Below are 24,678 nucleotides of genomic sequence, written 5' to 3'. Positions count from 1 at the left end.
GCGGAGGGGTTGTGGGGTACGGCTCGCCGCCGCCCCCCACGCTCGTTTCCGGACCGGCCCCGCGCGTCTCAGAACGGTGGCGGGCCCAGCACTTCGTAACCCGCCCGATGCGCCGCCTCGGCGATCTTCGGGTAGTTCTCCTCGGTGACGTCGACGTCCGCCATCTCCGCCGCGAACTCCTCGAAGCCGGCCGGCCGCGTCAGGAGGAGCAGCACCGCCTCGTCGGACACGACGCGGAACGAGTGCGGCACGCTGTGCGGGAGGAACGCGAACGACCCCGGTGCGGCGCGCCACCGGTCGTCACCGCAGGCGATGTCGATCTCGCCCGCGACGAGGTAGACGACCTGGTCCTCGATGTGGTGGACGTGCAGCGGGGCAGCGAACCCTTGTTCGACGCGTTGTTCGAACATCGCCAACGCCTGGCCGGTTTCCTGTCCGGTCGCCAGCACGCGCAGGGGATGCCGGAAGAACGTGCGCTTCCCGCCCAGTCCCTGGTCCGGCTCCAGCAGGTACCGCCTCTCCTCGGCAGTCATGGCGCCTCCTAGCTCGCCCCCGCCTCTCCACCAAGTATCGGCGCGGTACCGGAGGCCTGCCCACAGCAGCCCGCGGGTATCAACTCCCAAAGCACCACGCACCCCCGATCGGAGCCGGATATGGCCACCATCGCCTTGCTCGCCGCCGCCCTGGCCACCGCGATCACCGTCCTCACCGTCGTGATCGCCCGGCGCACCGCCCGGCGGACCGGCACCGTCGAGGGCCTGGCGATCGAACGCACACGCACCACGGACGCCCGTGCCGTGGGCGGCATCTTCGGCGTCCACGGCGCCGGCGCGGAAGCCACGGCAGCTCTCACGGCGCCGGAGGCGACCCGCACCTTCCACTGATCCGCGCACAGGTTCATTTGGGCGGCAAGGGTGCCGTACCACCCTGGAACTCCGCCGCCTCGAAGAGCTCATGGGTCAGGCGCACGCCGGTGATGCGTTCGGTGAGAGCGAAGGCGGCCTCCGAGGTCAGGTCCGTGTCGCCGTCCTCGGCCAGGTCGAACCCGACAGCGAGCATCTCGTCCACCACGGTGTCGGCGTCCCTACCCTCGCGCTGATACGGGAACAAGGGTTCGAAGTGCAGTCGCAGCTCGCCATCCTCGAACCAATTGAAGCGATCCACCGCGTTGACGTTGCGGAAGTGGGAGACGACCGTGGTGCCCAGTGAGAGGGGCTGAATGATCGCCTCCAAGCTTCCGAGATACCCATTGGGCTCGATCATCAGCGTCCAGTCGCCAACCGACGTCACCGCGGCGAACAACCGGTCCCCGTGGTGCCTGTCCCACGCGGCGAGTCCGTGGGCGTCCAAGCCGCCGGCCCCGGAGACAAGACACCGCTCCTCGACGCCGAGCTGATCCATCAGGGCTTCCGGCGTGGTCCCGCGCACCAGCAGGACGCAGTAGGCCTCCGCCAGATCGGGATAGTGCTCGTCGAACCAGAGATAGTCCAGCGCTGTGGGTGTGCTCATGCCCACGAGACTCCCAGCGCTCGCCGACAGCGACCGCCGTACGCCCGCCCTCGGCGCCGAGGGCTGTCCCTTTTCCGCCGACACACACGACGCACGTGGGCTCGGGCAGTATCTGCCGTCATGGACACGGACACCATGCTGGCCCTCGCTGTTGCCGAGGCGCGTGCGGGACTGGCCGCCGGCGGAATCCCGATCGGCGCCGTCCTCATCGGCCCGGGCGGCGACGTTTGGGGGCGCGGCCACAACCGCCGCGTCCAAGACGGCGACCCATCCGCGCACGGAGAGACCACGGCGTTCCGGGCCGCAGGCCGCAGGCGTTCCTACGCGGGCACGACCATGGTCACGACGCTGTCACCCTGCTGGTTCTGCAGCGGCCTGATTCGGCAATTCGGCATTCCGTCGCTGGTCATCGGAGAAGCCCGCACCTTCCCCGGCGCCCACGAGTGGCTGGCCGCGAACGGCGTCGCCGTCACCGTCCTCGACGACCCCGAGTGCACGGCCATGATGACCGCCTTCATCAACGACCACCCGGAACTGTGGTTCGAGGACATCGGCGACTGACCCCCGATCAACCGTTCGCAGAGCCCAAGCCACTGGGCAGCTCACGCCGTCGTCGCCCGAGCCGTGGTAGCCGTCCGGATCTTTACTGTCGGAGAGATGCTGCGGGGCACAGTCACTCGACATGCTCGGCCGAGTTCCCGGTCGTTGTCTCCGCTGTCAATTGATCCGGGGAAACGGTGAATTCGGCCTGGCCGTCGTCGTGGACCGAGCGGTGGTCGATGGCGACGCGGAAGCGGTTGCCGGAGGCCGCGCCCAGCACTCGGCAGCCGAGCCGGACACCGACGGGCAGCGCCAGACCCGGATGCAGGTCCTCCATATCGGCGAAAAGCGGGACCTTGTCGATCAAGGTGTGTTGGTTCCCGTCCGCGTCGTGAAAAACGACCTCCACCACCCACGGGAAGGTATCCGTGTCGACCCACTGCAACGCGTGCGCCAGCAGCAGTGCGGTGTTCGGCAACGCCGCGTCAGCCATCGGTCGGCTTCAGACCCACCGGACAGGAGCCCCATGCGTCCGCGCCAGGGTCATTTGGCTTGACGCCCGTACCGCCGAGCCTGTCGTGCCAGGTGCCTGGTGGGATGTACGCCGGGATTCGTCGGGCCCTGTCCGAAGGGGTGACGGCTGCAGCCGTTCGGCTCGCCAGGTCACCGGCGCGGACGGCTGACGAACTCGGCCCACCGGTCGACCGCCTCTTCGAGCGACAGCGATGCGACTTCCTCGCGGGTCAGCCCCGCACTGTGGACCAGACGTTCGGCCAGCCAGTCCGGTACCGGTTCGACCGGCTTGGCCGCGGGGACCTTGATGTCCCCGGCCAGGCGCCCCAGCCTTTCGATGGCTCGGGCGAGCGGCATGAGTTCCGGTCTGTCGGCCGACGCGTCGCGGACGCGAGCAATCGCTTCGGCATAGACCTCCGCGTCCGCGCGTGCTCCGACCGCCCACACTTCGCAGACCTCGACGGTCTTGTCGTCGACGATCCGGTAGACAACGCGCCACGTGTTCCGGCCGACGACGAGCTTGCGGTACCCCGTCAGTTCACCGCCGAGCGGGTGCCCGGCCGTCGGTTCGTCGACGAGCATCAGGATCTTCTTCAGAACCTTGGGGACTGCGTCCGGGCCGATCCGACGCAGATCGTCGATGGCGTCGTCGGTGAAGGCGACCTCTGCCATCGTTCAGTCGTCATCCGGCGTGTCGGCGATGGATTCGCGCGTGTGCCCGTAAGCCCTGAGAACGTCGTCCAGGGATGTCCGCCTGCCGGCGTCCGTCGCTGTGCGGGCGAGGACGAGCGCGAGGTCGCGGAGGTCTGCCGCGGCTTCCTCCAACTCCGTCAGCCGTGCGATTCCGACCACGGCCGCCACAGGGCGGTGATGACGTGTGACGACCAAGTCGGCTCCGTGCTCGGCATCGGCCACGAGGCCGGCCACGCCACGTCGCGTCGCCTCGGTGACGCTCAGCTCATGCGCATCCCTCAGTATCGCCATGCGGCAAATGTACAGGATTCTGTACAGCTTTGGTGAGCATGCTTGCCTGCCCGGCGGATGCCGGGCAGGCAAGTGACGGGATCAGCCGTCAGTCGGTGCGAGGCCCACCGGACAGGAGCCCCATGCGTCCGCGCCAGGGTCACTTAGCTTGACGCCTGTGCCGCCGATCCCGCAGTAGCCGTTGGGATTTTTGTCGAGGTACTGCTGGTGGTATGGCTCGGCGAAGTGGAAGGGGGGTGCGGGGAGGATTTCTGTGGTGATTTCGTTCAGGAGGGCTTTGGTGAGGACTTGCTGGTAGGCGTCGCGGGAGGCCTTGGCGGCGGTGGCCTGGGCGGGTGAGTGGGTGTAGACGGCGGAGCGGTACTGCGTGCCGACGTCGTTGCCCTGGCGGTAGCCCTGTGTGGGGTCGTGGGCTTCCCAGAAGACCTTGAGGAGGGTTTCGTACGAGACCTCGGCGGGGTCGAAGACGACGCGGACCGCTTCGGTGTGGCCGGTGAGGCCGCTGCACACCTCTTCGTAGGTGGGGTTCGGGGTGGTGCCGCCCTGGTAGCCGACCGCCGTGGTCCACACGCCCGGGGTCTGCCAGAACTTGCGTTCGGCGCCCCAGAAGCAGCCGAGGCCGAAGTCGGCGATTTCCAGGTGGGCCGGGTAAGGACCCTCCAGCGGGTTGCCGAGGACCGTGTGGGCCGCCGGAATCGCGAACGGGCGCTCGGCGCGGCCCTTGAGGGCCTCCTCGGGCTCGGGCATGCGCGGGTCGAAGGTGCTGCGGTTGAAGAGCACGGTCTCCTCCGTCGTCAAAGGGGCGGCGACACAGTAGGGGAAACACTTCGGTGGCCGCCGCGATTCCGCCGCGGTACCGTCCGCGCGGACTTGCCCGCCGGCACGGCGCGCGGTGGATGAACCGGCGTGTGAGGGAGCCGGTGCCCCGGCCCGCAAGCGCTAGCGTTGCGGGCATGAGCGCTGCGCACTCCGCCCCAGGCAACACCCCGCAGGACGCCCCGCGCGACATCGCGCACGGCTTCGAGACGCTGGCCATTCACGCCGGCCAGGAACCCGACGCCCTCACCGGCGCGGTCGTCCCCCCGATTTACCAGGTCTCCACCTACAAGCAGGACGGCGTCGGCGGCCTGCGCGGCGGCTACGAGTACAGCCGCTCGGCGAACCCGACGCGCACCGCGTTGGAGGACTGCGTCGCCGCGCTGGAGGCGGGCGCGCGCGGGCTGGCGTTCGCGTCCGGTCTCGCCGCGGAGGACTGCCTGCTGCGCGCCGTCTGCGCGCCCGGCGACCACGTGGTGATCCCGAACGACGCGTACGGCGGCACGTTCCGCCTCTTCGCCAAGGTGCTCGACCGGTGGGGCCTGGGCTGGACTCCCGCCGCGTCCGGCGACGCCGCGGCGGTGCGGGCCGCGATCAGGCCGGGGAAGACGAAGGTCATCTGGTGCGAGACGCCCAGCAACCCGCTCCTCGGCGTCGCCGACATCGCGGGGCTCGCGGACATCGCGCGGGAAGCGGGCGCGCTGCTGGTCGTCGACAACACGTTCGCGTCGCCGTATCTCCAGCAGCCGCTGACGCTCGGCGCGGACGTCGTCGTCCACTCGACGACGAAGTACATGGGCGGCCACTCGGACGTCGTCGGCGGTGCGCTGGTCGCGGCGGATGCCGGGCTCGGGGAGAAGTTGGCGTACCACCAAAACGCGATGGGCGCGGTGGCCGGGCCGTTCGACGCGTGGCTGACGCTGCGCGGCATCCGCACTCTCGGTGTGCGCATGGACCGGCACTGCGCCAACGCCGAGCGCATCGTCCGGCTGCTCGACGGACACGCGTCGGTGACCGAGGTGCTGTACCCGGGGCTGCCCGGGCACCCCGGGCACGACGTCGCGGTGAAGCAGATGAAGGCGTACGGCGGCATGGTGTCGTTCCGCGTGGCCGGCGGCGAGCAACGAGCCGTCGAGGTCTGCGACCGCACGAAGCTGTTCACACTCGCGGAGTCGCTGGGCGGGGTCGAGTCGCTCATCGAGCACCCGGGGCGCATGACCCACGCGTCGGCGGCGGGCTCGGCCCTCGAAGTGCCCGGCGATCTCGTCCGCCTGTCGGTCGGCATCGAGACGGTCGACGACCTGCTCGCCGATCTGGAGCAGGCGCTGCGCTGACCGCGGCGACGCGCGGCGCGGCCGGGGGTCACTCACCCAGGTGCGCGCAGTCGTGGCAGCTCGCGAAAGGCGAGCCGTCGGACGTGACGGTGATCGACAGCGGTCCGCCGCGCGTGTAACCCCAGAAGAACACCACGCCCAACAGCCCCACGGGGCGGTCGAGGACCATCGCGTTCGAGCTGTCGACGTCGGTCAGCGTCGCGTCGTACGCGAGTCGCGGCCATGCCTGGCCGACCACGACGACCACGACGAGTGCGTGGCCGGGCGGGGCGTAGCGGCCCGGTTCCACCACCGCAACGTCGATATGCCCCGGTTCGGGGAGAAGGCGGCAGGCCTCGACCCCGTGGACCTCGCCGGTTGTCGTGATGTCGCCGACGCACCAGCCCTCGTACTGCACCCACGCCTTGCCGCCGATGCCGACCGGTGCGCGCGGCACCTGGGGGTCGCCGATCCGGGGTGCCGGGGTGTCGGGTATCGGGGGCGGTTGCGGCGGTCCGGCCACGGTCCGCGACGGCGCCGCGGCGACGGTGACGGCGGCGAACATGCCTGCGCCTATGGCGAGTACAGCCGCCGCCCGCGATATGCGCATGCGCAGTGCCCGGCGGCGGGCGCGTCGCGACAGTCCGGGGGACTGCGGGCGCGCGGGCCAGTCCGGGAGGCCGGGGAGAGCGGTCGCGGGGTTCGCCGGCGGTTGGTCCAGGGCGCTACCCATCGGCCCTCCCCGTGCCGGACTGCCCGGCGTGCCAAGCCCATTGACGCATCGTCAGCCGCGGCCACGCAGCGCCGCGCGGTCCGTCTGGCGGGTCGGCGTGGGCAGGCGGAGCCGGCGTCGAGGCGTCGCCCAGCACCACCGAGGCCGCGCGCCCGGCGTCCGCCTCCGCCGTCCAGGTCACGGTCTCGGGAAGCAGCCGTCGTGCGGCCCGGTCGAACGCCCGCATCACGGTCTCCTCCGGCACGCCCAGGGCGTCGGCGGTGTCGAATTCGTCGAGGCGCGCGTACGCCCGCAGCACCGTGGCGGCGCGCTCCAGCCGGGTCAGCCGGTCCAGGCTCCGCAACACCTCGGTGCGGGCGGCTTCCTCGTCGGACCGGGCGTCGGTGCGCGCGGCGTGCGGTGGCTGCGGTCTCCACGGCAGGGGCCGCCACCGGTCCAGGTAACCGGTCAGCAGCGCGCGGTGTGCGATTCGGGTCGGATCGAGTTCGGTCGCCTGACGCCATTTCAGGTACGTCCTGGCCAGCGCGCGGTCGACCCGCCGCTCGGCCCGCGACGGGTCGCCGGTCAGCAGTTCGGCGGTTTGCAGAAGCCGATCGCCCACGGCGTGGACGAATGCGTCGAACTCGTGTTGCTCACGGCGGCCCACGACACCTCCAGGCGGGTGTGTCCCGTGCTGTGCGTCTCCCGGGGGATCGAGGCGATCCCCTGACCGGAATATCACGCGAACGCGATGATCTGGACCGGTTTCCGTAGTTTTCCGATCGTCGACGGCGATCAAAAACAATCCAACCGGTTCGTTAGAACCCGAAGTCCTTGCCGAGATTGCCCCGATAAGCACACAGCGCATCCGCCGTGTCGCGGAACGCGTACCGGACCACCGGCCCGGCGCCGCCGCCGTGGCTCTATCCTTCAGCCCACCACATACCAGACGACGAGTGAGTCCTCATGACATCGGACCAGGTGCACCAAGACGAGGTGTACGACCGTCTGCAACACCAAGTCGCGCTGTTCGCGCGGCGAGCCGAACAGACGCGCCTGGCCGCTGTCGGCGGACTGCGCTACACCATGGACCGCGCCGCCTACCTCCTCCTCGGGCGGCTCGAAGCCGAGGGGCCGATGGGCGTCAAGGCGCTCGCCCAGGCGATGTCGATCGACTCGTCCACGGTGACCCGGCAGGTGACTCCGCTGGTCGAGCAGGGTTACGTCGACCGCGTGCCGAACCCCGACGACGGCCGCGCGGTTCTGCTGCGCCTGTCGGAGATGGGCCGCGAACGCCTGCACCAAGTGCGAAGCGCCCGCATCGAGTTGATGGCGGAGATGGTCGGTGACTGGAGTGCCGACGACCGCGAGCGTTTCGCGGATCTGCTGACGCGTTTCAACAAGGCCATGGTCCTGCGCCAGGCGGCCCGCCTTGCCGCGCACCCGCCCGGGCCCGCGGTCGTGGAGGCCGTCGAGGTCGCGGACATGCCCCCGTCTCCCCGAGCCGACTGACGCGCCGACGGGCGGGGCCGTGTCCCGATCGCGCGGCGGCTTGCGTCCGCGGCGCCTTCCTCCGCAAGGCTCGGAGGGGCCGGTGACACACTGAGAGCATGAGCTCGCTCCCCCGCAAGCCGGATATTTCACAACCATCCCCCGCAGAGTCCGGCGAAGACCCACAAAGCGCAGAGCCCAAAAAGGTCTCTTTGGACGACGTCCGCGTGGCTCGCAAACTCCTCGACGGCGTCGCCCGGACCACACCTCTGGAGGGCTGCCGCGCCCTGACCGAGCGCATCGGCGGCCCGGTGTACCTCAAGTGCGAGAACCTCCAGCGCACCGGATCGTTCAAGATCCGAGGCGCGTACGTGCGTATCGCCGGGCTCTCCGAGGACGAACGCGCCCAGGGCGTCGTCGCGGCCAGCGCGGGCAACCACGCGCAGGGGGTCGCGCTCGCCGCGCGGCTGCTCGGCGTCCGCTCGACCGTGTTCATGCCGGCCGGCGCGCCGCTGCCCAAGATCGCCGCGACCCGCGGTTACGGGGCCGAGGTGCTGCTGGAGGGCACTACGGTCGAGGACTGCCTGGTGGCCGCCAAGGCGTACGCGGACAAAACCGGCGCCGTGTTCATCCACCCTTTCGACCACCCCGACATCGTCGCGGGGCAGGGCACTGTCGGCCTGGAGATCCTCGAACAGTGCCCCGAGGTCCGCACGATCCTGGTCGGCACCGGGGGAGGCGGGCTCCTCGCCGGGATTGCCACCGCGGTCAAGGCACTGCGGCCCGACGTGAAGGTCATCGGCGTGCAGGCCGCGTCCGCCGCCGCCTACCCGCCGTCGCTGGCGGCGGGCAGGCCGGTCGCGCTGCCGTCGGTGACGACGATGGCGGACGGCATCGCCGTCGGGCGCCCCGGTGACGTGCCGTTCGCGCTGATCAGCGAACTCGCCGACGGGGTGCGGACGGTGGGGGAGGAGTCGCTGTCACAGGCGCTGCTGCTGTGCATGGAACGCGCCAAACTCGTCGTGGAGCCGGCGGGTGCGGCGTCGGTGGCGGCGCTGCTGGAAGCGGGCGGGTCGCAGTCGTACATCACGATCGAGCCGCCCGTGGTGGCGGTGCTGTCCGGCGGCAACGTGGATCCTCTGCTGATGCTGCGGGTGCTGCGGCACGGCCTGGCGGCGTCGGGCCGCTACCTGTCGCTTCGGGTGCGCATTCCCGACCGGCCGGGCGCGCTGGCCACGCTGCTGGGGGAACTGGCGAGCACGGATGCCAATGTCGGCAACGTGACCCATGTGCGCACCGACGCGTCGCTCCAACTCGGTGAGGTCGAGGTCGAACTCCAGTTGGAGACCAAGGGCGTCGAGCACTGCCACGAGGTCATGGCGGCCATGACCGTGGCGGGGTACCCGGTCACCGAGGCGTGACGCCGTACCAGCGCGCCGGGCGGCCGGTAAACCACTCGCATATGCAGGATTGACGCGACAGGGTGGTGACCGGCATTGCCCGGAACCGCTCGCCGGATTCGCAGGCGGACCGAGACCAGGACATACGCGCTCGGCTGCGGTGCGGCCGAGCGGCACGACGCGGAGATCCCGCCCGAGGAGTGATCCAACGACATGCAGGATGCGATCGTCGCCGAAGGCCTGGTGAAGACCTTCGGCGATGTACGAGCACTGGACGGAGTGGACCTCAACGTGCCCACCGGCACGGTGCTGGGGCTGCTCGGGCCGAACGGGGCCGGCAAGACCACGACCGTCCGCGTGCTGACCACACTGCTCACCCCGGACGCCGGCCACGCGGTCGTCGCCGGATACGACGTCGTTCGGCAGCCCACCCAGGTGCGCAGGTCCATTGGTCTGTCAGGGCAGTTCGCGGCCGTCGACGAGTACCTGACCGGACGCGAGAACCTCCGGATGGTCGGCGAGCTCTACCAGATGAGCAGCCGGGACGCGAAGGCCCGCGCGCACGAACTGCTCGACTGGTTCAATCTCGCGGATGCCGCCGACCGTCCCGCGAAGACGTACTCCGGCGGCATGCGGCGGCGTCTCGACCTCGCCGCCGCCCTCGTGGTCCGGCCTCCGGTGATGTTCATGGACGAGCCGACCACCGGGCTCGACCCGCGGAACCGGCTCGCGTTGTGGGAAGTGATCCAGAAACTCGTCGAGGACGGCACCACCTTGCTGCTGACCACGCAGTATCTGGAGGAGGCCGACCACCTCGCGCACGACATCATCGTGGTCGACCACGGCAAGGTGATCGCCCGCGGCACCGCGGACCAGCTCAAGGCGCAGACCGGCGGCGAACGCGTCGAGGTGGTCGTGCACGACCGCGACCGGATCGCCACCGCGACCGAGGTGCTGGGCGGCTTCAGCCGGGAGGAAGTCAGCGTCGACCGGCACACCCGGCGGCTCACGGTCCCGGTGCAGGGCGGCGCGAAGCTGCTCGCCGAGGTCATCCGCGAGCTGGACCAGCGCGGCGTCGAGATCGACGACATCGGTCTGCGGCGCCCCACGCTGGACGACGTGTTCATCTCGCTCACCGGCCACCACGCGGAGGCGGCCGAAGAGGAGAACGACAAAGACGCGGCTGACGGCGCCGACGGCCGGACCGCGCGGAACACCCGGAAGGACGGCCGCCGATGACGACCGAGTCCTTGGCGAAGGACATCTCGCCCACCACCCTCGCGCCCAAGCCCCGCGGGGGCGTAGCGCAGTCCGTCCACGACTCGCTGGTGATCGCGCGGCGCTGCCTGATTCGGATGACCCGGATTCCGGAGATTGTGATCTTCGGCTTGATTCAGCCGGTCATGTTCGTTTTGCTCTTCGCCTACGTGTTCGGCGGGTCGATCAACGTCGACGGTTCGACGGATCCGAAGGCGTTCCGCGAGTTCCTGATGGCCGGCATCTTCGCGCAGACCGTCACCTTCGCCACCGCGAGTTCGAGCGCCGGTATCGCCGAGGACATGACCAAGGGCCTCGTCGACCGGTTCCGGTCGCTGCCGATGGCCCGGGGCGCGGTGCTGACAGGCCGCACGATAGCCGACTCGGTGCAGACGGCGTTCACTTTGCTGGTCCTGGTCGTGGTCGCACTGCTGGTCGGGTGGCGCGTGCACGAGGGGCTGCCCAAGGCGGTCGGAGCCCTCGCGCTGATGCTTCTGCTGGGCTACGCCTTCTCGTGGATCGGCGCCCTGATCGGGCTGATGGTCCGCACCCCGGAGGCGGCGACGTCCGCGGGCATCATCTGGCTGTTTCCGCTGACCTTCGTCTCGAACGCCTTCGTGCCGACCGCGGGCATGCCGACCTGGCTGCAACACGTCGCCGACTGGAACCCCTTCAGCGCCACCGTGCAGGCGGGGCGTGTGCTGTTCGGGAACCCCGGTGTCTCGCAGTCGGACGCGTGGCCCATGGAGCATCCGGTGTGGGCGTCCCTGCTGTGGTCGATCCTGATCATCGCCGTCTTCCGGACGCTGGCCGTGCGCAAGTACCGCTCCGCGACCGCCTGACGCGGCACCCCCGGCAACCGCAACCGCACCCGCACAGCGAAGGGCCCCGGCGATCGGCCGGGGCCCTTTCGCGTCGCGCGTGGATCAGCCGGTGTACGGCTTGACCTCAAGGATCTCGACATCCATCGTCTTGCCGTTGGGCAGCTCGTAGGAGCCGGTGTCGCCGATCTTCTTGCCGTTGATCGCGGTACCCAGGGGCGAGGCCGGCGAGTAGACCTCGATGTCGCCGCCGACGTCCTCGCGGGAGCCCAGCAGGAACGTCATCGTGTCGTCCTTGTCGCCGTCGAACGCGACAGTGACGATCATGCCCTGGCTCACCACACCGTTGTCCGCCGGTGCCACGCCGACCCTGGCGTTCTCCAGGAGGCCCTTGAGCTGCCGAATGCGCAGCTCCTGCTTGCCTTGTTCCTCCTTGGCCGCGTGGTAGCCGGCGTTCTCCTTGAGGTCGCCCTCCTGACGGGCTTCCTCGATCTTGGCAGCCAGTTCGGCACGGCCGGGGCCCGAGAGGTGCTCGAACTCGGCGGTGAGCCGGTCGTACGCCTCTTGGGTGAGCCAGGTGACGTTTTCGCTGGTCTGGGTCATGGGTGCTCCTCGTCCGTCCAGATCCGGGACACGGGACGCTCCTTGTCGCTGACGGGAACGCGTGCTGCGCTCCGGAAAACCCCGAATAAATCAGCGCCCCCTCACCATCCGGTGCAAAACCGCTCCGGGCGATGAAGGGACGAAACCACGAGACTAACAATTTCCCAGGCCGACCGGCACTCATGCGCCCACCCGGGGGATGCGGGCGGCCGAGCGGCCCGGCGGCTTGTGCCGGGTCAGATGATCCGGCAGCCGTCCAGCTCGGCGGTATTGGGCCGGGCGATGGTCTGGAGGACTTCGACCACCGTCACCGTCTTCGAGTCCGCCGCCGGGATGCGGACCTCCTTGCGGCCCACCTCGGTGCCGTCCTCGGACCGCGACCGCAGGATGCACACGGCGGTGTCGTCCTTGTCCTTGCGGACCTCGATGTGCGCTTCGACGGTCCGGTCCGAGGTCACCTCGAACGACGGAATACTCGCCGTGACATCGCGGTTGGCGTGGTCGAGACCGAACCACACGGTCCCGGAGACGAGTAGTGCCAGGAAGACCACGAAAGCGATCCGCAGGCCGCGGTCCTGTCCACTGCGGGACGGGCGCCGCCCGTACCGGTCGGGACGGGCGCGCACGGAGCCCGCGGAGGAGTCAGACGCCGAGACGTTCCCGTCGTCGGAGTTCTGGCTCACTGGTCACTCCCGTGCTTCGTCCCGCGGGCCGGCGGTTTCGCCGGGGCGCGCTGCTTCGGCCACTATATGACGGGTCCCCAAGGCACCAGGGGGCCGCCTCCGCAGAGCCCGGGGGCGCTATCAGGAGGAGCGACTTTTCCCGTGAGTGAGCGGCTGAGGCTGATGGCGGTGCACGCGCACCCCGACGACGAGTCCAGCAAGGGCGCGGCCACGATGGCACGGTACGTCCGCGAGGGGGCCGACGTCCTCGTGGTCACCTGCACCGGCGGCGAGCGCGGGTCCGTGTTGAATCCGAAGCTCCAGGGCGACCCGGAGATCGAGGCGAACATCCACGAGATCCGGCGCAAGGAGATGGACACCGCGCGCGCGATCCTCGGTGTCGAGCAGGCGTGGCTGGGGTTCGTCGACTCGGGGCTGCCCGAGGGCGACCCGCTGCCGCCGCTGCCGGACGGCTGCTTCGCGGTGCAGCCCGTCGAGAAGGCCGCGGAACCGCTGGTACGCCTGATGCGCGACTTCCGCCCGCACGTCGTGACCACGTACGACGAGAACGGCGGCTACCCGCACCCTGACCACATCCAGACCCACAAAGTGACGGTCGCCGCGTTCGACGCGGCCGGCGACCCGGACGCGTACCGCGAGGCGGGCGCGCCGTGGCAGCCGTTGAAGCTGTACTACAACCAGGGCATCTCGCGCGTTCGCGTGCAGGCCCTGCACGACGCGATGGTGGCCCGGGACCTGGAGTCGCCGTACGGCGAGTGGCTGGAGCGCTGGGGCGACCGCGACGAACGCGACATCACGACGCGGGTGCCGTGCGCGGAGTACTTCCCGCTGCGGGACCAGGCGCTGATCGCCCACGCGACGCAGGTCGACCCGGACGGGTTCTGGTTCCGGGTGCCGCTCGCCGTGCAGCAGGAGGTGTGGCCGACGGAGGACTACGAGCTGGTTCGCTCGCTGGTGGACACCGATCTCCCCGAGGACGACCTGTTCGCCGGGATCCGCACCGCCGTGGCCATCTGACCCGCGACCGTCCGACCATCGGCCCGACCGTCCGTCCCGACCGTCCGTCCCGACCGTCGGCGGCAGCCCGCCCGGACCGACTCCGCACCCACGCCCGCACTCGAACGCGCGAGCGATTCGTCGTCGCTCGGACGAGTGACCCGGTGGCCGCCCCACTTTTCTCATGCGCACAAGCGCGTGCGACCCTTGGGGGGCGGCTGTGCAGAGCAGAGCACCTGACCGTGGCGTGCCGCACCCTGTCGACTGGAGGATCGCCCCATGACCCCGCTCGCCTTGCAGCTTGCCGCGCTGGACGAGGACAAGGTCACCCCCGGCCTGCTCGGGTTCACCGTGGTCGCGATCCTCGCGGTGGCGACGTGGGTGCTGCTGAGGTCCATGACCAAGCGGCTCAAGCGCGTGAACTTCGAGGAGAGGGACATCCGCGGCGGCGGTGGCGGCGACGGACCGGGCGGCGACCGCGTCGGCGACTCCGACGGAACGCGGGGTCCGGCAGCGGCGGGCTCCGTCCGGGGCGCGGATGACCAGGCGGACGGCGAACCGGGGCACGTGGAAGGCGGCGGTGCGGACACCGCGGAGCCCGCCGACGCGGCAGGAGACCGCGAAACACAGGGCAACGGCGCCCGATAACCTCCGGCGCCCCTGGGAGGATGCCGGTATGACCAACCGCCTTGCGGGCTCCACTTCGCCGTACCTGCTCCAGCACGCCGACAACCCGGTCGACTGGTGGCCGTGGGGCGAGGCCGCGTTCGAGGAGGCACGCCGCCGCGACGTGCCGATCCTTCTCAGCGTGGGCTACGCCGCGTGCCACTGGTGCCATGTCATGGCCCACGAGTCGTTCGAGGACGATGACGTGGCCGAATACCTCAACGCCCACTTCGTCGCGGTCAAGGTGGACCGCGAGGAGCGACCGGATGTCGACGCGGTCTACATGGAGGCCACGACGCGGATGACCGGCCAGGGCGGCTGGCCGATGACGGTCTTCTGCACGCCCGACGGCGAACCGTTCTACTGCGGCACCTACTTCCCGCCCGCGCCCCGCCACGGGCTGCCCGGGTTCCGGCAACTGCTGGAGGCCGTCGCGAACACGTGGCATGTGCGCCGCGACGAAGTGCTCGCCGGCGGTGCCAAGGTCGTCGAGGAACTGGCCGCGCCGCGCGGCGGCCTGGTCGGGGCGCAACCCCCGGGCCCTGATGAACTCGACGCCGCCGCAAGCGCGTTGGCCCAGGAGTACGACGCGAAGCGCGGCGGATTCGGCGGCGCCCCCAAGTTCCCGCCGTCGATGATGCTGGAGTTTCTGCTGCGCCGGCACGCCCGCACGGCCTCCCCCGAATCCCTCGCGATGGTCGAGCACACGTGTGCGGCGATGGCCCGGGGAGGCCTGTACGACCAACTGGGCGGCGGCTTCGCACGGTACTCGGTGGACGCGGACTGGGTCGTGCCGCACTTCGAGAAGATGCTGTACGACAACGCGCTGCTGATCCGCGTCTACACCCACCTGTGGCGCGCCACCGGATCGAGCTTCGCCCGCCGGATCGCGCTGGAGAGCGCCGACTTCCTGATCCGTGAACTGCGCACACGCGAAGGCGGATTCGCCTCCGCTCTGGACGCCGACAGCCCCGACGCGTCCGGGCGGTCCGCAGAGGGCGCCTTCTACGCGTGGACGCCCGCGCAGCTTCGCGACGTGCTCGGCCCCGACGACGGCGCCTGGGCTGCCGAGTTGTTCGCGGTGACGGATGCCGGGACATTCGAGCACGGCATGTCGGTGCTGCAACTGCCCGCCGACCCCGCCGACCCGGCACGCTACGACGCGGTGCGTGAGCGCCTGTTCCGTGCCCGCGCGGATCGTACGCCCCCGGCGCGCGACGACAAGGTGGTCGCGGCCTGGAACGGGCTGGCGATCGCCGCACTTGCCGAGGCGGGCGCCCTGTTCGACCGTCCCGACCTGGTCGAGGCGGCTGTCGCGGCGGGCGACCTGCTGGTCGGCGTGCACCTCGGGGCGGCCGGGCACGGCGACGACACGTGGGGCGACCGGCTCGCCCGCACCTCACGGGACGGCCGCGCGGGCCCGAACGCCGGTGTCCTGGAGGACTACGCGGACGTCGCCGAGGGCTTCCTCGCGCTGTACGCGGTGACCTCCGACGACGCGTGGCTTACGTTCGCCGGCGTGCTCCTCGATGTGATCCTGCGTCACTTCACCGCCGAGAACGGCGAGTTCTTCGACACCGCCGACGACGCCGAGCGGTTGTTCCGGCGACCGCAGGACCCGACCGACAACGCGACGCCGTCCGGGTGGACCGCGGCGGCCGGCGCGCTGCTGACGTACGCCGCCTACACCGGCTCGCCCGAGCACCGTGACGCCGCGGGTGTCGGGCTGGGCCTCGTGCGCTCGCTCGGCCCGAGGGCGCCGCGCGCGATCGGCTGGGGTCTCGCGGTGGCCGAGGCGTGGCTCGACGGCCCCCGCGAGATCGCCGTGGTCGGGGACGCCGACGACACGGCGACGCAGGCACTGCGACGCATCGCACTGATGGCGACCGCGCCCGGCGCCGTCGTCGCCGTCGGTCCGCCTACCGCGGACGTCGCCACGCCCGGAGCCGAACCGGCAGCCGCGCCCGTGGCGTTGCTGCGCGACCGGTCCCTGCAAGGCGGGCGTCCGGCGGCGTACGTGTGCCGGCACTTCGTCTGTCGCGCGCCGACCGGCGATCCCGCGCAGCTCGCGGCCCAGGTCGGGGCCCGGGACCCGGAGCCACCGAGAGTATCCGCGACGTAGCCGCGTCGTTTCCCCGGCGGCCACAAACCGCCAGTACGGTGCTGATCATCATGAACAGTCCTTACTGGTGGCACTGGTGGCACTGGTGGCAAACGGTACAGAACGGGGCTGCGAGCCGATGCGGGAAGCCTTACGTGTCCGCCGCCGGGTGACCGCGATCCGAAGCGGCACTCCGCACCCCGCCGCAGTCGGGTTCCTCGTGATCTCGGTCGCGGTGTATCTGCTGGTCCGGGCCCTGACGCACCCGTCGATGGTCGACCTCGTCGTCTACCGTGCGGAGGGCGCGGCAGTCGCCGCCGGAGTCGATCTGTACGGCCCGCTCGCCACCCCGCACGATCTGCGCGCGACCTACCCGCCGTTCGCGGCGATGCTCTTCACGGCGTTCATCGTGCCGCCGTACGAGTTGTTGCGGGGCGTCGCGGTGGCCGGGAACATCGGGCTGCTCTTCGTCGCGGCGCTGCTGTCGTGCCGTCTGGTGGGCGTCGACGGCCGCCGCCGCACGACCGTCGCGGTGGTGGTGACCGCGCTGGGCCTGTGGGCGGAGCCGGTCTTCACGACGTTCCGGTACGGCCAGATCAACATGCTCCTGCTCGTGCTGGTCCTCGCCGACTTCGCGCGCCCGCCCACCGCCCGCACCCGCGGCGTCGCCCTCGGCGTCGCGACGGGGATCAAGGTGACGCCCGCGATCTTCGTGGTGTACCTGCTGCTGACCCGCCGCTTCCGCGAGGCCGCGGTGGCGACGGCGGCGTTCGCGGCGACCGTGGGCGTCGGGTTCGCGGCGCTCCCGGACGCGAGCAGGCGGTTCTGGGGCGACCTGGTGTTCGACCCGAACCGGGTCGGCCGCCTGGAGAACGCCGCGAACCAGTCGGTGCGCGGCGTCATCGTGCGCATCACCCACACCCGCGAGCCCGACAAGGTGTGGTTCGTACTGGTCGCCGCGGTGGCCGTCGCCGGGCTGGCGTGCGCGGTCCTGGCACACCGGCGTCTCGGGGACCGCTGGGGACTGCCGGTGTGCGCGGTGACGGGCCTGATGATGGCGCCGATCGCGTGGTCGCACCATTGGGTGTGGTGCATCCCGATCGCGGTGCTGTTGTGGGCGGACGTGCCCCGGGCGCTCGTCGCGGTGGCGGTCTTCTGGACCTTCGCGGTCTGGTACGTCCCGCACGTGCCGTTCGTCGAACTGCACTTCGCGCCGTGGCAGACCGCGCTGTCGGCCTGGTACATCGTCTTCGGCGTCGGCTTCCTCGCACTCGCCGCCCGGCAGGCCCGTCGCGCGGGCCCTGCGGTCACCCCCCTTGCAGCCCGGACTCCAGGAAGTCCAGCGCCTCATCGAGGAGTTGCGCCGGATCACCGACACAGCCCGAGTCGCCCCAGGCCGTGATCGCCTCACCGACGACCGCGCTGATCGCGGCGACGGCGTACCGCGGGCGCGCATCGTCGGTCGTGCCGCCCGAGCGTTCGAGGAAGACGCCCAGCAGCTCGTTCCAGCTCTCGGCCTGCCGGGCGTTGTCACAAACGCCGAGGCCCGCATCCGTTGCGGATGCGGGCCTCGGGCTCGGAATGTGGGTTTCGGCTCCCGGCAGGGGGCTCAGGGGGTGGATCGGGGTCGCTGGGCGGTCAGTGCGAGTAGGCCACTATCGAGACGCCGATGTAGTGGGAGGTGAAGGCCGCGAGCGTGAAGGCGTGGAACACCTCGTGGAAGCCGAACCACTTCGGCGACGGGTCGGGCCGCTTCAGCCCGTACACGACGGCCCCCAGGCTGTAGAGCGCGCCGCCGACGATCACCAGGACCAGGACCGCGACGCCGCCCTCGCGCAGGAAGTCGGGGATATAGAAGACCGCGGCCCAGCCGAGTGCCACGTACACGGGTGTGTAGAGCCATCTCGGCGCGCCGATCCAGAAGACCCGGAAACAGATGCCGGCCAGTGCGCCGCTCCACACGACCCACAGCAACGGCGAGTCCGTGCCGAAGAGAAGGATGGAAAAAGGCGTGTAGGTGCCCGCGATGATCAGAAAGATGTTCGCGTGGTCCAGGCGCCGGAGCACGGCCTCGCCGCGCGGCCCCCAGTCGCCGCGGTGGTAGAGGCCGGAGGTGCCGAAGAGCATGGCCGCCGTGAGGGCGAAGACCGCGCATGCGACTCTGGCTTTGGTGGAGTCTGCGACGCTGACCAGCACGATGCCGCCCGCCACGGCCGCCGGGAAGGTCCCGGCGTGGATCCAGCCGCGAAGCTTGGGCTTGGTGGCGCGGGGGGTGTCGGCCCCGCCGGGCGCGAGGGCGTGTACGTCCACACTCATACGGGAAGTGTACTTACGGGGACGTAGGTTACTTCTGGGTAGGACGTGAGACACGTCACGGAATATCGCGCGTCAACCCCGGTTCCTACGCCGTTCTTTGGGTCATCCGTCCGGTTTGGGGGAACAACTTCCCGGCAGGCGGCCTCCCGCCCGATCCCCCATGTGGGTGACCGCGTTAAAATCCCCGCAACCCTCAACCCCGACGCCGGGGGCTCGCCGTCCCCGGCGCGAAATGGAGCGATCGTGGCGTACGAGGCCCTTGGCCTGGACAAGGCCCCGACGAAACACAGTCAGCTGATCGAATGGGTGCGCGAGATCGCCGAGCTCACCCAGCCGGACCGGATCGAATGGTGCGACGGTTCCGAGGCGGAGTACCAGCGCCTCGCGGACCTGCTCGTCGAGAACGGCACGTTCAAGAAGCTCGACGACGTCAAGCGTCCCAACAGCTACTACGCCGCGTCCGACCCTCGGGACGTCGCGCGTGTCGAAGACCGCACCTTCATCTGCTCGGAGAAGCAGGAAGACGCAGGTCCGACGAACAACTGGGTCGCCCCGGCCGAAATGCGCGCCAAGTTCGGCGAGATATTCAAGGGCTCGATGCGTGGCCGCACGATGTACGTCGTGCCCTTCTGCATGGGCCCGCTCGGTTCGCCGCTGGCCGCCTACGGCGTCGAGATCACCGACTCCGCGTACGTCGCCGTCTCCATGCGCACGATGACGCGCATGGGCCAGCCGGTGCTGGACATCCTCGGCGAGGACGGCCCGTTCGTGAAGGCGGTGCACACCCTCGGTGCCCCGCTGGAGCCGGGCCAGGCCGACGTGCCGTGGCCGTGCAACACCGAGAAGTACATCTCGCACTTCCCCGAGAGCCGCGAGATCTGGTCCTACGGCTCCGGCTACGGCGGCAACGCCCTCCTCGGCAAAAAGTGCTACGCGCTCCGCATCGCCTCGGTCATGGCCCGTGACGAGGGCTGGATGGCCGAGCACATGCTCATCCTCAAGCTCACGCCTCCCTCCGGCGCCGAGCCCAAGTACGTCGCCGCGGCGTTCCCCTCCGCCTGCGGCAAGACCAACCTCGCGATGCTCCAGCCCACCATCCCGGGCTGGAAGGTCGAGACCATCGGCGACGACATCGCGTGGATGCGCTTCGGCGCCGACGGCCGGCTGTACGCGATCAACCCCGAGGCCGGCTTCTTCGGTGTCGCCCCCGGCACCGGCGAGGAGACCAACGCCAACGCCATCAAGACCCTCTGGGGCAACGCGGTCTTCACCAACGTCGCGCTCACCGACGACAACGACGTGTGGTGGGAGGGCCTGACCGACGAGCCCCCGGCGCACCTGACGGACTGGAAGGGCAACGACTGGACGCCGGACTCGGAGACGCCCGCGGCGCACCCGAACGCCCGGTTCACCGTCCCGGCCTCGCAGTGCCCGACCATCGCGCCCGAGTGGGAGGACCCGGCGGGTGTGCCCATCTCGGCGATCCTGTTCGGCGGTCGTCGTGCGAGCGCGGTCCCGCTGGTGACCGAGTCCTTCGACTGGCAGCACGGGGTCTTCCTGGGCGCGAACGTCGCGTCCGAGAAGACCGCCGCGGCCGAGGGCACCGTCGGCGAGCTGCGCCGCGACCCGTTCGCGATGCTGCCGTTCTGCGGCTACAACATGGGCGACTACATGGCCCACTGGCTGGAGATCGGCAAGGCGACCGACGCCTCGAAGCTGCCGAAGATCTACTACGTGAACTGGTTCCGCAAGGACGCCGACGGCAAGTTCGTCTGGCCGGGCTTCGGTGAGAACAGCCGCGTGCTCAAGTGGATCGTGGAGCGCCTCGAAGGCCTCGCCGACGGCGTCAAGACGCCGATCGGCGTGCTGCCCGGCAAGGACGCCCTGGACCTCAAGGGCCTGGAGCTGTCGGACGCCGACCTCGACCTGCTGCTCAGCGTCGACCGCGAGATCTGGAAGCAGGAGGCCGCCTTGGTGCCCGAGCACCTGGAGCGGTTCGGCTCGCACACGCCGAAGGAGCTGTGGGACGAGTACAACGCGCTCGTCGCCCGCCTGGAGGCCTGACGCGTCTCGCGCAGCGAAGTGAGTGACAGCGGCCCCGCCGATGCCGTCGGCGGGGCCCTTTCACGCGCACGACACACGCCGACACGCGGAGTCTTCACGGACTCTTCACGCCGTGCGGCCATCATGCGATTCCCGCCCGTCCGGTTGCGGGAGTAGGGTTTCGGGCGCGGGAGAGCCTGAGGGACGGAGGAGCGGCAGGTGGACATGGGCCTGCGAGACCTCGTCTACGGAGCGTACGGGCGGCGCATCGAGACGTCGCTCGCCCCCACGGACGTGCCACGCCATGTCGGCGTCATCCTGGACGGCAACCGGCGGTGGGCGAAGGCGTACGGCGAGCAGCCCGCCGAAGGGCACCGCAAGGGCGCCGACAAGATCCACGAGCTCCTCGGCTGGTGCGAGGAAGTCGGTGTCGAGGTCGTCACGCTGTGGCTGCTGTCGACCGACAACCTCAACCGGCCGCCGGACGAGCTCGCCGACCTCATGGAGATCATCGAGAACGCGGTCCGCGACCTCGCGGCCACCCGCCGCTGGCGCGTGCACCCCGTCGGTGCGCTGGACCTGCTGCCCGAGCACACCGCCCGGGTGCTCAAGGAGTCCGAGACCGCGACCGCCGACATCCACGGCGTCCTTGTCAACGTCGCGGTCGGCTACGGCGGTCGCCGCGAGATCGCCGACGCGGTCCGCTCGCTGCTCCAGGAGCACGCGGGACGCGGTACCTCGATCGAGGAACTGGCCGAGGTCCTGGACGTCGAACACATCTCCGAACACCTGTACACCCGGGGGCAGCCGGATCCCGACCTGGTGATCCGCACCTCCGGCGAACAGCGGTTGTCCGGTTTTCTTCTGTGGCAGAGCGCGCACTCGGAGTTCTACTTCTGCGAGGCCTTCTGGCCCGACTTCCGCAAGGTCGACTTCCTGCGGGCCCTTCGCGACTACGCCGCGCGCCATCGCCGTTACGGTTCCTGAGGTTTCGCGTCCTCAAACAAAGTCGTCGGCCAAATCACCAAGCGATATCCGGCTGTTCATTGCGTGAACACCGGGCAAATGATCGCCCAGTTTGTGTTGCGGCCCACCGCATAGGGAATAACCCCGCCAGAACTCGGCGGCCACCCGCCGGGTGTCGCAACGCAGGTGACCGCCCGTCACCTGCCAGGGAGGCCCTTCCGTGCGGACACAGCACCACTGCCACGGTGACAGGAGGGCCAGGCACCCGGCCCTCGGGCCAGGTCCTGGACTCCGAGCGATCAGGGCGCACGGTGCGCGCGCCCTGAAAGGGGGCGAGGCATTCCGTGGCCACGAACCAACGCCGTGCTCCGCAGCGCCGCACGTATGTTCTTGACACCAGCGTGCTGCTTGCGGATCCCGCCGCATTTCTGCGGTTCGACGAGCACGAAGTGGTCCTGCCCGTCATTGTGATCACCGAGCTGGAAGCCAAAAGGCACCACCCCGAGCTCGGTTATTTCGCCCGTCACGCATTGCGCAGCCTCGACGAACTGCGCACCGGACACGGCCGCCTGGACACCCCGATCCCGATCGGGGAGGCCGGCGGAACGCTGCGGGTGGAACTGAATCACATCGACGCGACCGTACTGCCGCCCGGTTTCCGGCTGGGCGACAACGACTCGCGCATCCTGGCGGTGGCACGCCACCTCCAGGCCGAGGGGCACGATGTCACGTTGGTCTCGAAGGACGTGCCGATGCGGGTGAAAGCATCGGCCGTCGGCCTCAATGCCGAGGAATACCGCGCCGAACTGGTCAACACCTCCGGGTGGACCGGCATGGCCGAACTCCAGGTCGCCGCACAGGATGTCGACGATCTGTTCGAATACGACCGCACCGAGATCGAGGCTGCGGCCGAACTGCCGTGCCACACCGGACTGGTGTTGGTCAGCGAACGCGGCAAGGCACTGGCCCGCGTGACCGCCGACAAGCAGGTGCGCCTGGTACGCGGCGACCGCGAGGTCTTCGGCCTGCACGGCCGCAGCGCCGAACAGCGCATAGCGCTCGACCTGTTGCTCGACCCGGACGTCGGCATCGTCTCGCTCGGCGGACGCGCGGGCACCGGCAAGTCGGCGCTGGCGATGTGCGCGGGCCTGGAGGCCGTGCTGGAGCGGCGGCAGCACCGCAAGGTGATGGTCTTCCGCCCGCTGTACGCGGTGGGCGGCCAGGAGCTCGGCTATCTGCCCGGTACCGAGAACGAGAAGATGGGCCCGTGGGCGCAGGCCGTCTACGACACGCTCTCCGCGGTCACCACCGCGGACGTCATCGAAGAGGTCGTCGGACGCGGGATGTTGGAGGTCCTGCCGCTCACCCACATCCGAGGACGCTCGCTGCACGACGCGTTCGTCATCGTCGACGAGGCCCAGTCGCTCGAACGCAACGTGCTGCTGACCGTGTTGTCACGCATCGGGGCCAACTCGCGGGTGGTGCTCACCCACGACATCGCCCAGCGCGACAACTTGCGCGTCGGCCGGCACGACGGCGTCGTGGCGGTGGTCGAAAAGCTCAAGGGCCACCCGCTGTTCGCGCACATCACGCTCAGCCGTTCGGAGCGTTCGCCCATCGCGGCGCTCGTCACCGAGATGTTGGAAGACCTTCCGGCATAGAAGCGACGCATCGCCCAAAGGTCCGGGGGCACCGTTCGTACGGTGCCCCCGGACCTTTGTGACGAACACTTGCCGTGGCGGGCGCCTTGGCCGCGCAATGCCCGTGCGGGCAAACCCCCGAGCGTAATCCTCGTCACAACTGCCCTGCCCGAGAACCGACTTGTTGCCGGTCCCGGCATTATTGTGACTTTCGACACGCGTGGGGAAATTGCCTTCGCATACAAGCCTGGGGCAGGCTCGGGGACTTGTAGGACCCCGCGTACGGCTGGGTGTGCCGCTCCAGGGTGGACACACCGGTGACATTTCGTCACAAAGCACCATGCACAACCCTTTTGGCCGCCGTACGCCGCCCGAAGTCAGTGTCGTCCCCCGCGTGGGGCCGGCCGGGCCCGTGCTTCCCGTGACCAGTACGTAGGGGAGGCCCGCGACCGGGGTGAGGCACGTCTGCGGCCGTCAGGCTGCGGACGACTGCGGAAGGATTTTGTGTGAGCCGGGTTTCGGTCCGGGGGATAGCCGTGGCCTCCGCCACGGCGGTGACGGCGGTCGGCGCTGTCGTCGGTATCACGGGTACCGGTGCGACCACCTCCAACGCCCAGACGGTCGACACCGCGAGCACCACGACCAAGCTGCTCGATGTGCCGGGCACCACCCAGGCGCAGCAGGTCAGCAGCGGTGTTCTTCAGCAGGCGGACGCCCAGACCGCCGCTTACGACGCAGCCCAGCGCTTCGCCGCCGCCGAGGCGGCGCGCATCCAGGCGGAGCAGAAGGCAGCCGCCGAGAAGGCGGCTGCCGAGAAGGCCGCGGCGGAGAAGAAGGCCGCCGAGGCCAGGGCCGCCGCGGAAAAGGCCGCAGCCGAGAAGGCGGCGGCGGAGAAGAAGGCCGCCGAGGAGCGCGCTGCCGCCGAGGCGGCGAGCCGCGACGAGGAGCGCACTCCGGTCACCTCGGGCGACCCGAAGGCGATCGCGCGTTCGATGATCGCGAGCGACGCGCAGTACACGTGCTTCAGCAACATCGTCTCGCGCGAGAGCGGTTGGAGCGTCACCGCCACCAACCCGTCCTCGGGCGCGTACGGCCTGATGCAGGCCCTGCCCGCGTCGAAGTACGCGACGGCAGGGTCGGACTGGCGCACCAACGCCGCGACGCAGATCAAGTGGGGGTTGAACTACATGAACACCCGCTACGGCAGCCCGTGTGAGGCGTGGGCGTTCTGGCAGGAGAACCACTGGTACTGAGCGGGTCCGTACCCGCGCGGGGCACTGCGACGCCCTGTGCGCCCGCCTGAGGCCA

At 70.0% G+C, this 24,678-nt stretch carries 27 protein-coding genes; 15 read left to right on the top strand and 12 right to left on the bottom strand.

Going from position 1 to position 24,678, the window contains the following annotated elements:
• Nucleotides 1-68 precede the first annotated feature (68 nt).
• Nucleotides 69-533 (bottom strand): cupin domain-containing protein, encoded by a 465-nt coding sequence (locus tag ACRX5W_RS09825; protein WP_436787630.1) that lies wholly within the window; start codon nucleotides 531-533, stop codon nucleotides 69-71.
• Between the two features lie 120 nt (nucleotides 534-653).
• Between ACRX5W_RS09825 and ACRX5W_RS09820 the strand changes: the two genes are divergently transcribed.
• On the top strand, nucleotides 654-884 hold the full coding sequence (locus ACRX5W_RS09820; RefSeq protein WP_436787629.1) for a hypothetical protein: 231 nt from the start codon (nucleotides 654-656) through the stop codon (nucleotides 882-884).
• Nucleotides 885-897: 13 nt separating this feature from the next.
• Here the strand turns inward: ACRX5W_RS09820 and ACRX5W_RS09815 are convergent, their stop codons facing one another.
• A complete protein-coding gene (locus tag ACRX5W_RS09815; protein ID WP_436787628.1) occupies nucleotides 898-1,509 on the bottom strand; it encodes a DUF6461 domain-containing protein in 612 nt (203 codons plus the stop codon).
• A 120-nt stretch (nucleotides 1,510-1,629) separates the two neighbouring features.
• Here ACRX5W_RS09815 and ACRX5W_RS09810 point away from each other — a divergent pair, with 120 nt between their 5' ends.
• On the top strand, nucleotides 1,630-2,070 hold the full coding sequence (locus ACRX5W_RS09810; RefSeq protein ID WP_436787627.1) for a nucleoside deaminase: 441 nt from the start codon (nucleotides 1,630-1,632) through the stop codon (nucleotides 2,068-2,070).
• A gap of 112 nt (nucleotides 2,071-2,182) precedes the next feature.
• Here the strand turns inward: ACRX5W_RS09810 and ACRX5W_RS09805 are convergent, their stop codons facing one another.
• The 4 genes from ACRX5W_RS09805 to msrA form a co-directional block, all read right to left on the bottom strand.
• On the bottom strand, nucleotides 2,183-2,542 hold the full coding sequence (locus ACRX5W_RS09805; RefSeq protein ID WP_436787626.1) for a hypothetical protein: 360 nt from the start codon (nucleotides 2,540-2,542) through the stop codon (nucleotides 2,183-2,185).
• 170 nt (nucleotides 2,543-2,712) lie between these two features.
• Complete coding sequence (locus tag ACRX5W_RS09800; protein ID WP_436787625.1) at nucleotides 2,713-3,234, bottom strand: type II toxin-antitoxin system RelE family toxin; 522 nt, start codon at nucleotides 3,232-3,234, stop codon at nucleotides 2,713-2,715.
• Between the two features lie 3 nt (nucleotides 3,235-3,237).
• Nucleotides 3,238-3,546, bottom strand: a complete 309-nt coding sequence (locus tag ACRX5W_RS09795) for a type II toxin-antitoxin system prevent-host-death family antitoxin (RefSeq protein WP_436787624.1) — start codon at nucleotides 3,544-3,546, stop codon at nucleotides 3,238-3,240.
• 81 nt (nucleotides 3,547-3,627) lie between these two features.
• On the bottom strand, nucleotides 3,628-4,326 hold the full coding sequence (msrA, locus tag ACRX5W_RS09790; protein ID WP_436787623.1) for a peptide-methionine (S)-S-oxide reductase MsrA: 699 nt from the start codon (nucleotides 4,324-4,326) through the stop codon (nucleotides 3,628-3,630).
• A 173-nt stretch (nucleotides 4,327-4,499) separates the two neighbouring features.
• Between msrA and ACRX5W_RS09785 the strand changes: the two genes are divergently transcribed.
• Nucleotides 4,500-5,696 (top strand): cystathionine gamma-synthase, encoded by a 1,197-nt coding sequence (locus ACRX5W_RS09785; RefSeq protein ID WP_436787622.1) that lies wholly within the window; start codon nucleotides 4,500-4,502, stop codon nucleotides 5,694-5,696.
• 28 nt (nucleotides 5,697-5,724) lie between these two features.
• On the opposite strand, the gene ACRX5W_RS09780 is transcribed toward ACRX5W_RS09785, so the two are convergent.
• Nucleotides 5,725-6,408 (bottom strand): hypothetical protein, encoded by a 684-nt coding sequence (locus ACRX5W_RS09780; RefSeq protein WP_436787621.1) that lies wholly within the window; start codon nucleotides 6,406-6,408, stop codon nucleotides 5,725-5,727.
• Nucleotides 6,401-7,054: a hypothetical protein gene (locus ACRX5W_RS09775; protein ID WP_436787620.1), complete on the bottom strand. Its 654-nt coding sequence runs from the start codon at nucleotides 7,052-7,054 to the stop codon at nucleotides 6,401-6,403. Before ACRX5W_RS09775 ends, ACRX5W_RS09780 begins: the two co-directional genes overlap by 8 nt.
• 299 nt (nucleotides 7,055-7,353) lie before the next feature.
• On the opposite strand from ACRX5W_RS09775, the gene ACRX5W_RS09770 reads away from it, so the two are divergent.
• The 4 genes from ACRX5W_RS09770 (at nucleotide 7,354) to ACRX5W_RS09755 (ending at nucleotide 11,377) form a co-directional block, all read left to right on the top strand.
• A complete protein-coding gene (locus ACRX5W_RS09770) occupies nucleotides 7,354-7,899 on the top strand; it encodes a MarR family winged helix-turn-helix transcriptional regulator (RefSeq protein WP_436787619.1) in 546 nt (181 codons plus the stop codon).
• 98 nt (nucleotides 7,900-7,997) lie between these two features.
• Nucleotides 7,998-9,299 carry a threonine ammonia-lyase gene (ilvA, locus tag ACRX5W_RS09765; protein WP_436787618.1) on the top strand — a complete coding sequence of 434 codons (1,302 nt, stop codon included), beginning with the start codon at nucleotides 7,998-8,000 and terminating at the stop codon, nucleotides 9,297-9,299.
• A gap of 192 nt (nucleotides 9,300-9,491) precedes the next feature.
• Nucleotides 9,492-10,517, top strand: a complete 1,026-nt coding sequence (locus ACRX5W_RS09760; protein ID WP_436787617.1) for an ATP-binding cassette domain-containing protein — start codon at nucleotides 9,492-9,494, stop codon at nucleotides 10,515-10,517.
• Nucleotides 10,514-11,377, top strand: coding sequence for an ABC transporter permease (locus ACRX5W_RS09755; protein WP_436787616.1), 864 nt, complete (start codon nucleotides 10,514-10,516; stop codon nucleotides 11,375-11,377). Before ACRX5W_RS09760 ends, ACRX5W_RS09755 begins: the two co-directional genes overlap by 4 nt.
• Nucleotides 11,378-11,461: 84 nt before the next feature.
• Here the strand turns inward: ACRX5W_RS09755 and greA are convergent, their stop codons facing one another.
• Nucleotides 11,462-11,959, bottom strand: a complete 498-nt coding sequence (gene greA / locus ACRX5W_RS09750; RefSeq protein ID WP_436787615.1) for a transcription elongation factor GreA — start codon at nucleotides 11,957-11,959, stop codon at nucleotides 11,462-11,464.
• A 236-nt stretch (nucleotides 11,960-12,195) separates the two neighbouring features.
• Nucleotides 12,196-12,642, bottom strand: a complete 447-nt coding sequence (locus ACRX5W_RS09745) for a DUF4307 domain-containing protein (protein ID WP_436787614.1) — start codon at nucleotides 12,640-12,642, stop codon at nucleotides 12,196-12,198.
• Between the two features lie 141 nt (nucleotides 12,643-12,783).
• Between ACRX5W_RS09745 and mca the strand changes: the two genes are divergently transcribed.
• The 4 genes from mca to ACRX5W_RS09725 all read left to right on the top strand — a co-directional run bounded on the left by mca (nucleotide 12,784) and on the right by ACRX5W_RS09725 (nucleotide 17,807).
• Nucleotides 12,784-13,659, top strand: coding sequence for a mycothiol conjugate amidase Mca (gene mca, locus ACRX5W_RS09740; RefSeq protein WP_436787613.1), 876 nt, complete (start codon nucleotides 12,784-12,786; stop codon nucleotides 13,657-13,659).
• A 258-nt stretch (nucleotides 13,660-13,917) separates the two neighbouring features.
• The gene (locus tag ACRX5W_RS09735; RefSeq protein WP_436787612.1) at nucleotides 13,918-14,286 is read left to right on the top strand and encodes a hypothetical protein; all 369 of its coding nucleotides are present in this window, start codon (nucleotides 13,918-13,920) and stop codon (nucleotides 14,284-14,286) included.
• Between the two features lie 28 nt (nucleotides 14,287-14,314).
• Nucleotides 14,315-16,426, top strand: a complete 2,112-nt coding sequence (locus ACRX5W_RS09730) for a thioredoxin domain-containing protein (protein WP_436787611.1) — start codon at nucleotides 14,315-14,317, stop codon at nucleotides 16,424-16,426.
• A 148-nt stretch (nucleotides 16,427-16,574) separates the two neighbouring features.
• Nucleotides 16,575-17,807: a glycosyltransferase 87 family protein gene (locus ACRX5W_RS09725; RefSeq protein WP_436787610.1), complete on the top strand. Its 1,233-nt coding sequence runs from the start codon at nucleotides 16,575-16,577 to the stop codon at nucleotides 17,805-17,807.
• Here the strand turns inward: ACRX5W_RS09725 and ACRX5W_RS09720 are convergent.
• Together ACRX5W_RS09720 and trhA are read right to left on the bottom strand one after the other, a co-directional pair.
• The gene (locus ACRX5W_RS09720) at nucleotides 17,713-17,988 is read right to left on the bottom strand and encodes a hypothetical protein (RefSeq protein ID WP_436788027.1); all 276 of its coding nucleotides are present in this window, start codon (nucleotides 17,986-17,988) and stop codon (nucleotides 17,713-17,715) included. The two genes, ACRX5W_RS09725 and ACRX5W_RS09720, sit on opposite strands and share 95 nt — an antisense overlap.
• Before the next feature lie 55 nt (nucleotides 17,989-18,043).
• Nucleotides 18,044-18,721: a PAQR family membrane homeostasis protein TrhA gene (trhA, locus tag ACRX5W_RS09715; RefSeq protein WP_436787609.1), complete on the bottom strand. Its 678-nt coding sequence runs from the start codon at nucleotides 18,719-18,721 to the stop codon at nucleotides 18,044-18,046.
• Nucleotides 18,722-18,961: 240 nt separating this feature from the next.
• Between trhA and ACRX5W_RS09710 the strand changes: the two genes are divergently transcribed.
• From ACRX5W_RS09710 to ACRX5W_RS09695, 4 genes are all read left to right on the top strand, one after another.
• Nucleotides 18,962-20,785 (top strand): phosphoenolpyruvate carboxykinase (GTP), encoded by a 1,824-nt coding sequence (locus ACRX5W_RS09710; RefSeq protein ID WP_436788026.1) that lies wholly within the window; start codon nucleotides 18,962-18,964, stop codon nucleotides 20,783-20,785.
• Nucleotides 20,786-20,989: 204 nt separating this feature from the next.
• Nucleotides 20,990-21,751 carry an isoprenyl transferase gene (locus ACRX5W_RS09705; RefSeq protein WP_436788025.1) on the top strand — a complete coding sequence of 254 codons (762 nt, stop codon included), beginning with the start codon at nucleotides 20,990-20,992 and terminating at the stop codon, nucleotides 21,749-21,751.
• A 323-nt stretch (nucleotides 21,752-22,074) separates the two neighbouring features.
• Complete coding sequence (locus ACRX5W_RS09700) at nucleotides 22,075-23,391, top strand: PhoH family protein (RefSeq protein WP_436787608.1); 1,317 nt, start codon at nucleotides 22,075-22,077, stop codon at nucleotides 23,389-23,391.
• A gap of 515 nt (nucleotides 23,392-23,906) precedes the next feature.
• Entirely contained in the window at nucleotides 23,907-24,623 is a 717-nt protein-coding gene (locus ACRX5W_RS09695) for a lytic transglycosylase domain-containing protein (protein ID WP_436787607.1), read from the top strand.
• Nucleotides 24,624-24,678 lie beyond the last annotated feature (55 nt).

Source organism: Yinghuangia sp. YIM S10712 (assembly GCF_051388935.1).
Lineage (GTDB): Bacteria > Actinomycetota > Actinomycetes > Streptomycetales > Streptomycetaceae > Yinghuangia.
This window is presented reverse-complemented; position numbering and strand designations above follow the sequence as displayed.

Coding starts and splice junctions, on each gene's coding strand:
- ACRX5W_RS09755 (WP_436787616.1), top strand. CDS start 10,514: ATGACGACCGAGTCCTTGGCGAAGGACATCTCGCCCACCACCCTCGCG.
- ACRX5W_RS09780 (WP_436787621.1), bottom strand. CDS start 6,408: ATGGGTAGCGCCCTGGACCAACCGCCGGCGAACCCCGCGACCGCTCTC.
- ACRX5W_RS09805 (WP_436787626.1), bottom strand. CDS start 2,542: ATGGCTGACGCGGCGTTGCCGAACACCGCACTGCTGCTGGCGCACGCG.
- ACRX5W_RS09735 (WP_436787612.1), top strand. CDS start 13,918: ATGACCCCGCTCGCCTTGCAGCTTGCCGCGCTGGACGAGGACAAGGTC.
- ilvA (WP_436787618.1), top strand. CDS start 7,998: ATGAGCTCGCTCCCCCGCAAGCCGGATATTTCACAACCATCCCCCGCA.
- ACRX5W_RS09795 (WP_436787624.1), bottom strand. CDS start 3,546: ATGGCGATACTGAGGGATGCGCATGAGCTGAGCGTCACCGAGGCGACG.
- ACRX5W_RS09810 (WP_436787627.1), top strand. CDS start 1,630: ATGGACACGGACACCATGCTGGCCCTCGCTGTTGCCGAGGCGCGTGCG.
- ACRX5W_RS09825 (WP_436787630.1), bottom strand. CDS start 533: ATGACTGCCGAGGAGAGGCGGTACCTGCTGGAGCCGGACCAGGGACTG.
- ACRX5W_RS09785 (WP_436787622.1), top strand. CDS start 4,500: ATGAGCGCTGCGCACTCCGCCCCAGGCAACACCCCGCAGGACGCCCCG.
- ACRX5W_RS09760 (WP_436787617.1), top strand. CDS start 9,492: ATGCAGGATGCGATCGTCGCCGAAGGCCTGGTGAAGACCTTCGGCGAT.
- ACRX5W_RS09770 (WP_436787619.1), top strand. CDS start 7,354: ATGACATCGGACCAGGTGCACCAAGACGAGGTGTACGACCGTCTGCAA.
- ACRX5W_RS09705 (WP_436788025.1), top strand. CDS start 20,990: ATGGGCCTGCGAGACCTCGTCTACGGAGCGTACGGGCGGCGCATCGAG.
- ACRX5W_RS09815 (WP_436787628.1), bottom strand. CDS start 1,509: ATGAGCACACCCACAGCGCTGGACTATCTCTGGTTCGACGAGCACTAT.
- trhA (WP_436787609.1), bottom strand. CDS start 18,721: ATGAGTGTGGACGTACACGCCCTCGCGCCCGGCGGGGCCGACACCCCC.
- ACRX5W_RS09820 (WP_436787629.1), top strand. CDS start 654: ATGGCCACCATCGCCTTGCTCGCCGCCGCCCTGGCCACCGCGATCACC.
- greA (WP_436787615.1), bottom strand. CDS start 11,959: ATGACCCAGACCAGCGAAAACGTCACCTGGCTCACCCAAGAGGCGTAC.
- ACRX5W_RS09800 (WP_436787625.1), bottom strand. CDS start 3,234: ATGGCAGAGGTCGCCTTCACCGACGACGCCATCGACGATCTGCGTCGG.
- ACRX5W_RS09730 (WP_436787611.1), top strand. CDS start 14,315: ATGACCAACCGCCTTGCGGGCTCCACTTCGCCGTACCTGCTCCAGCAC.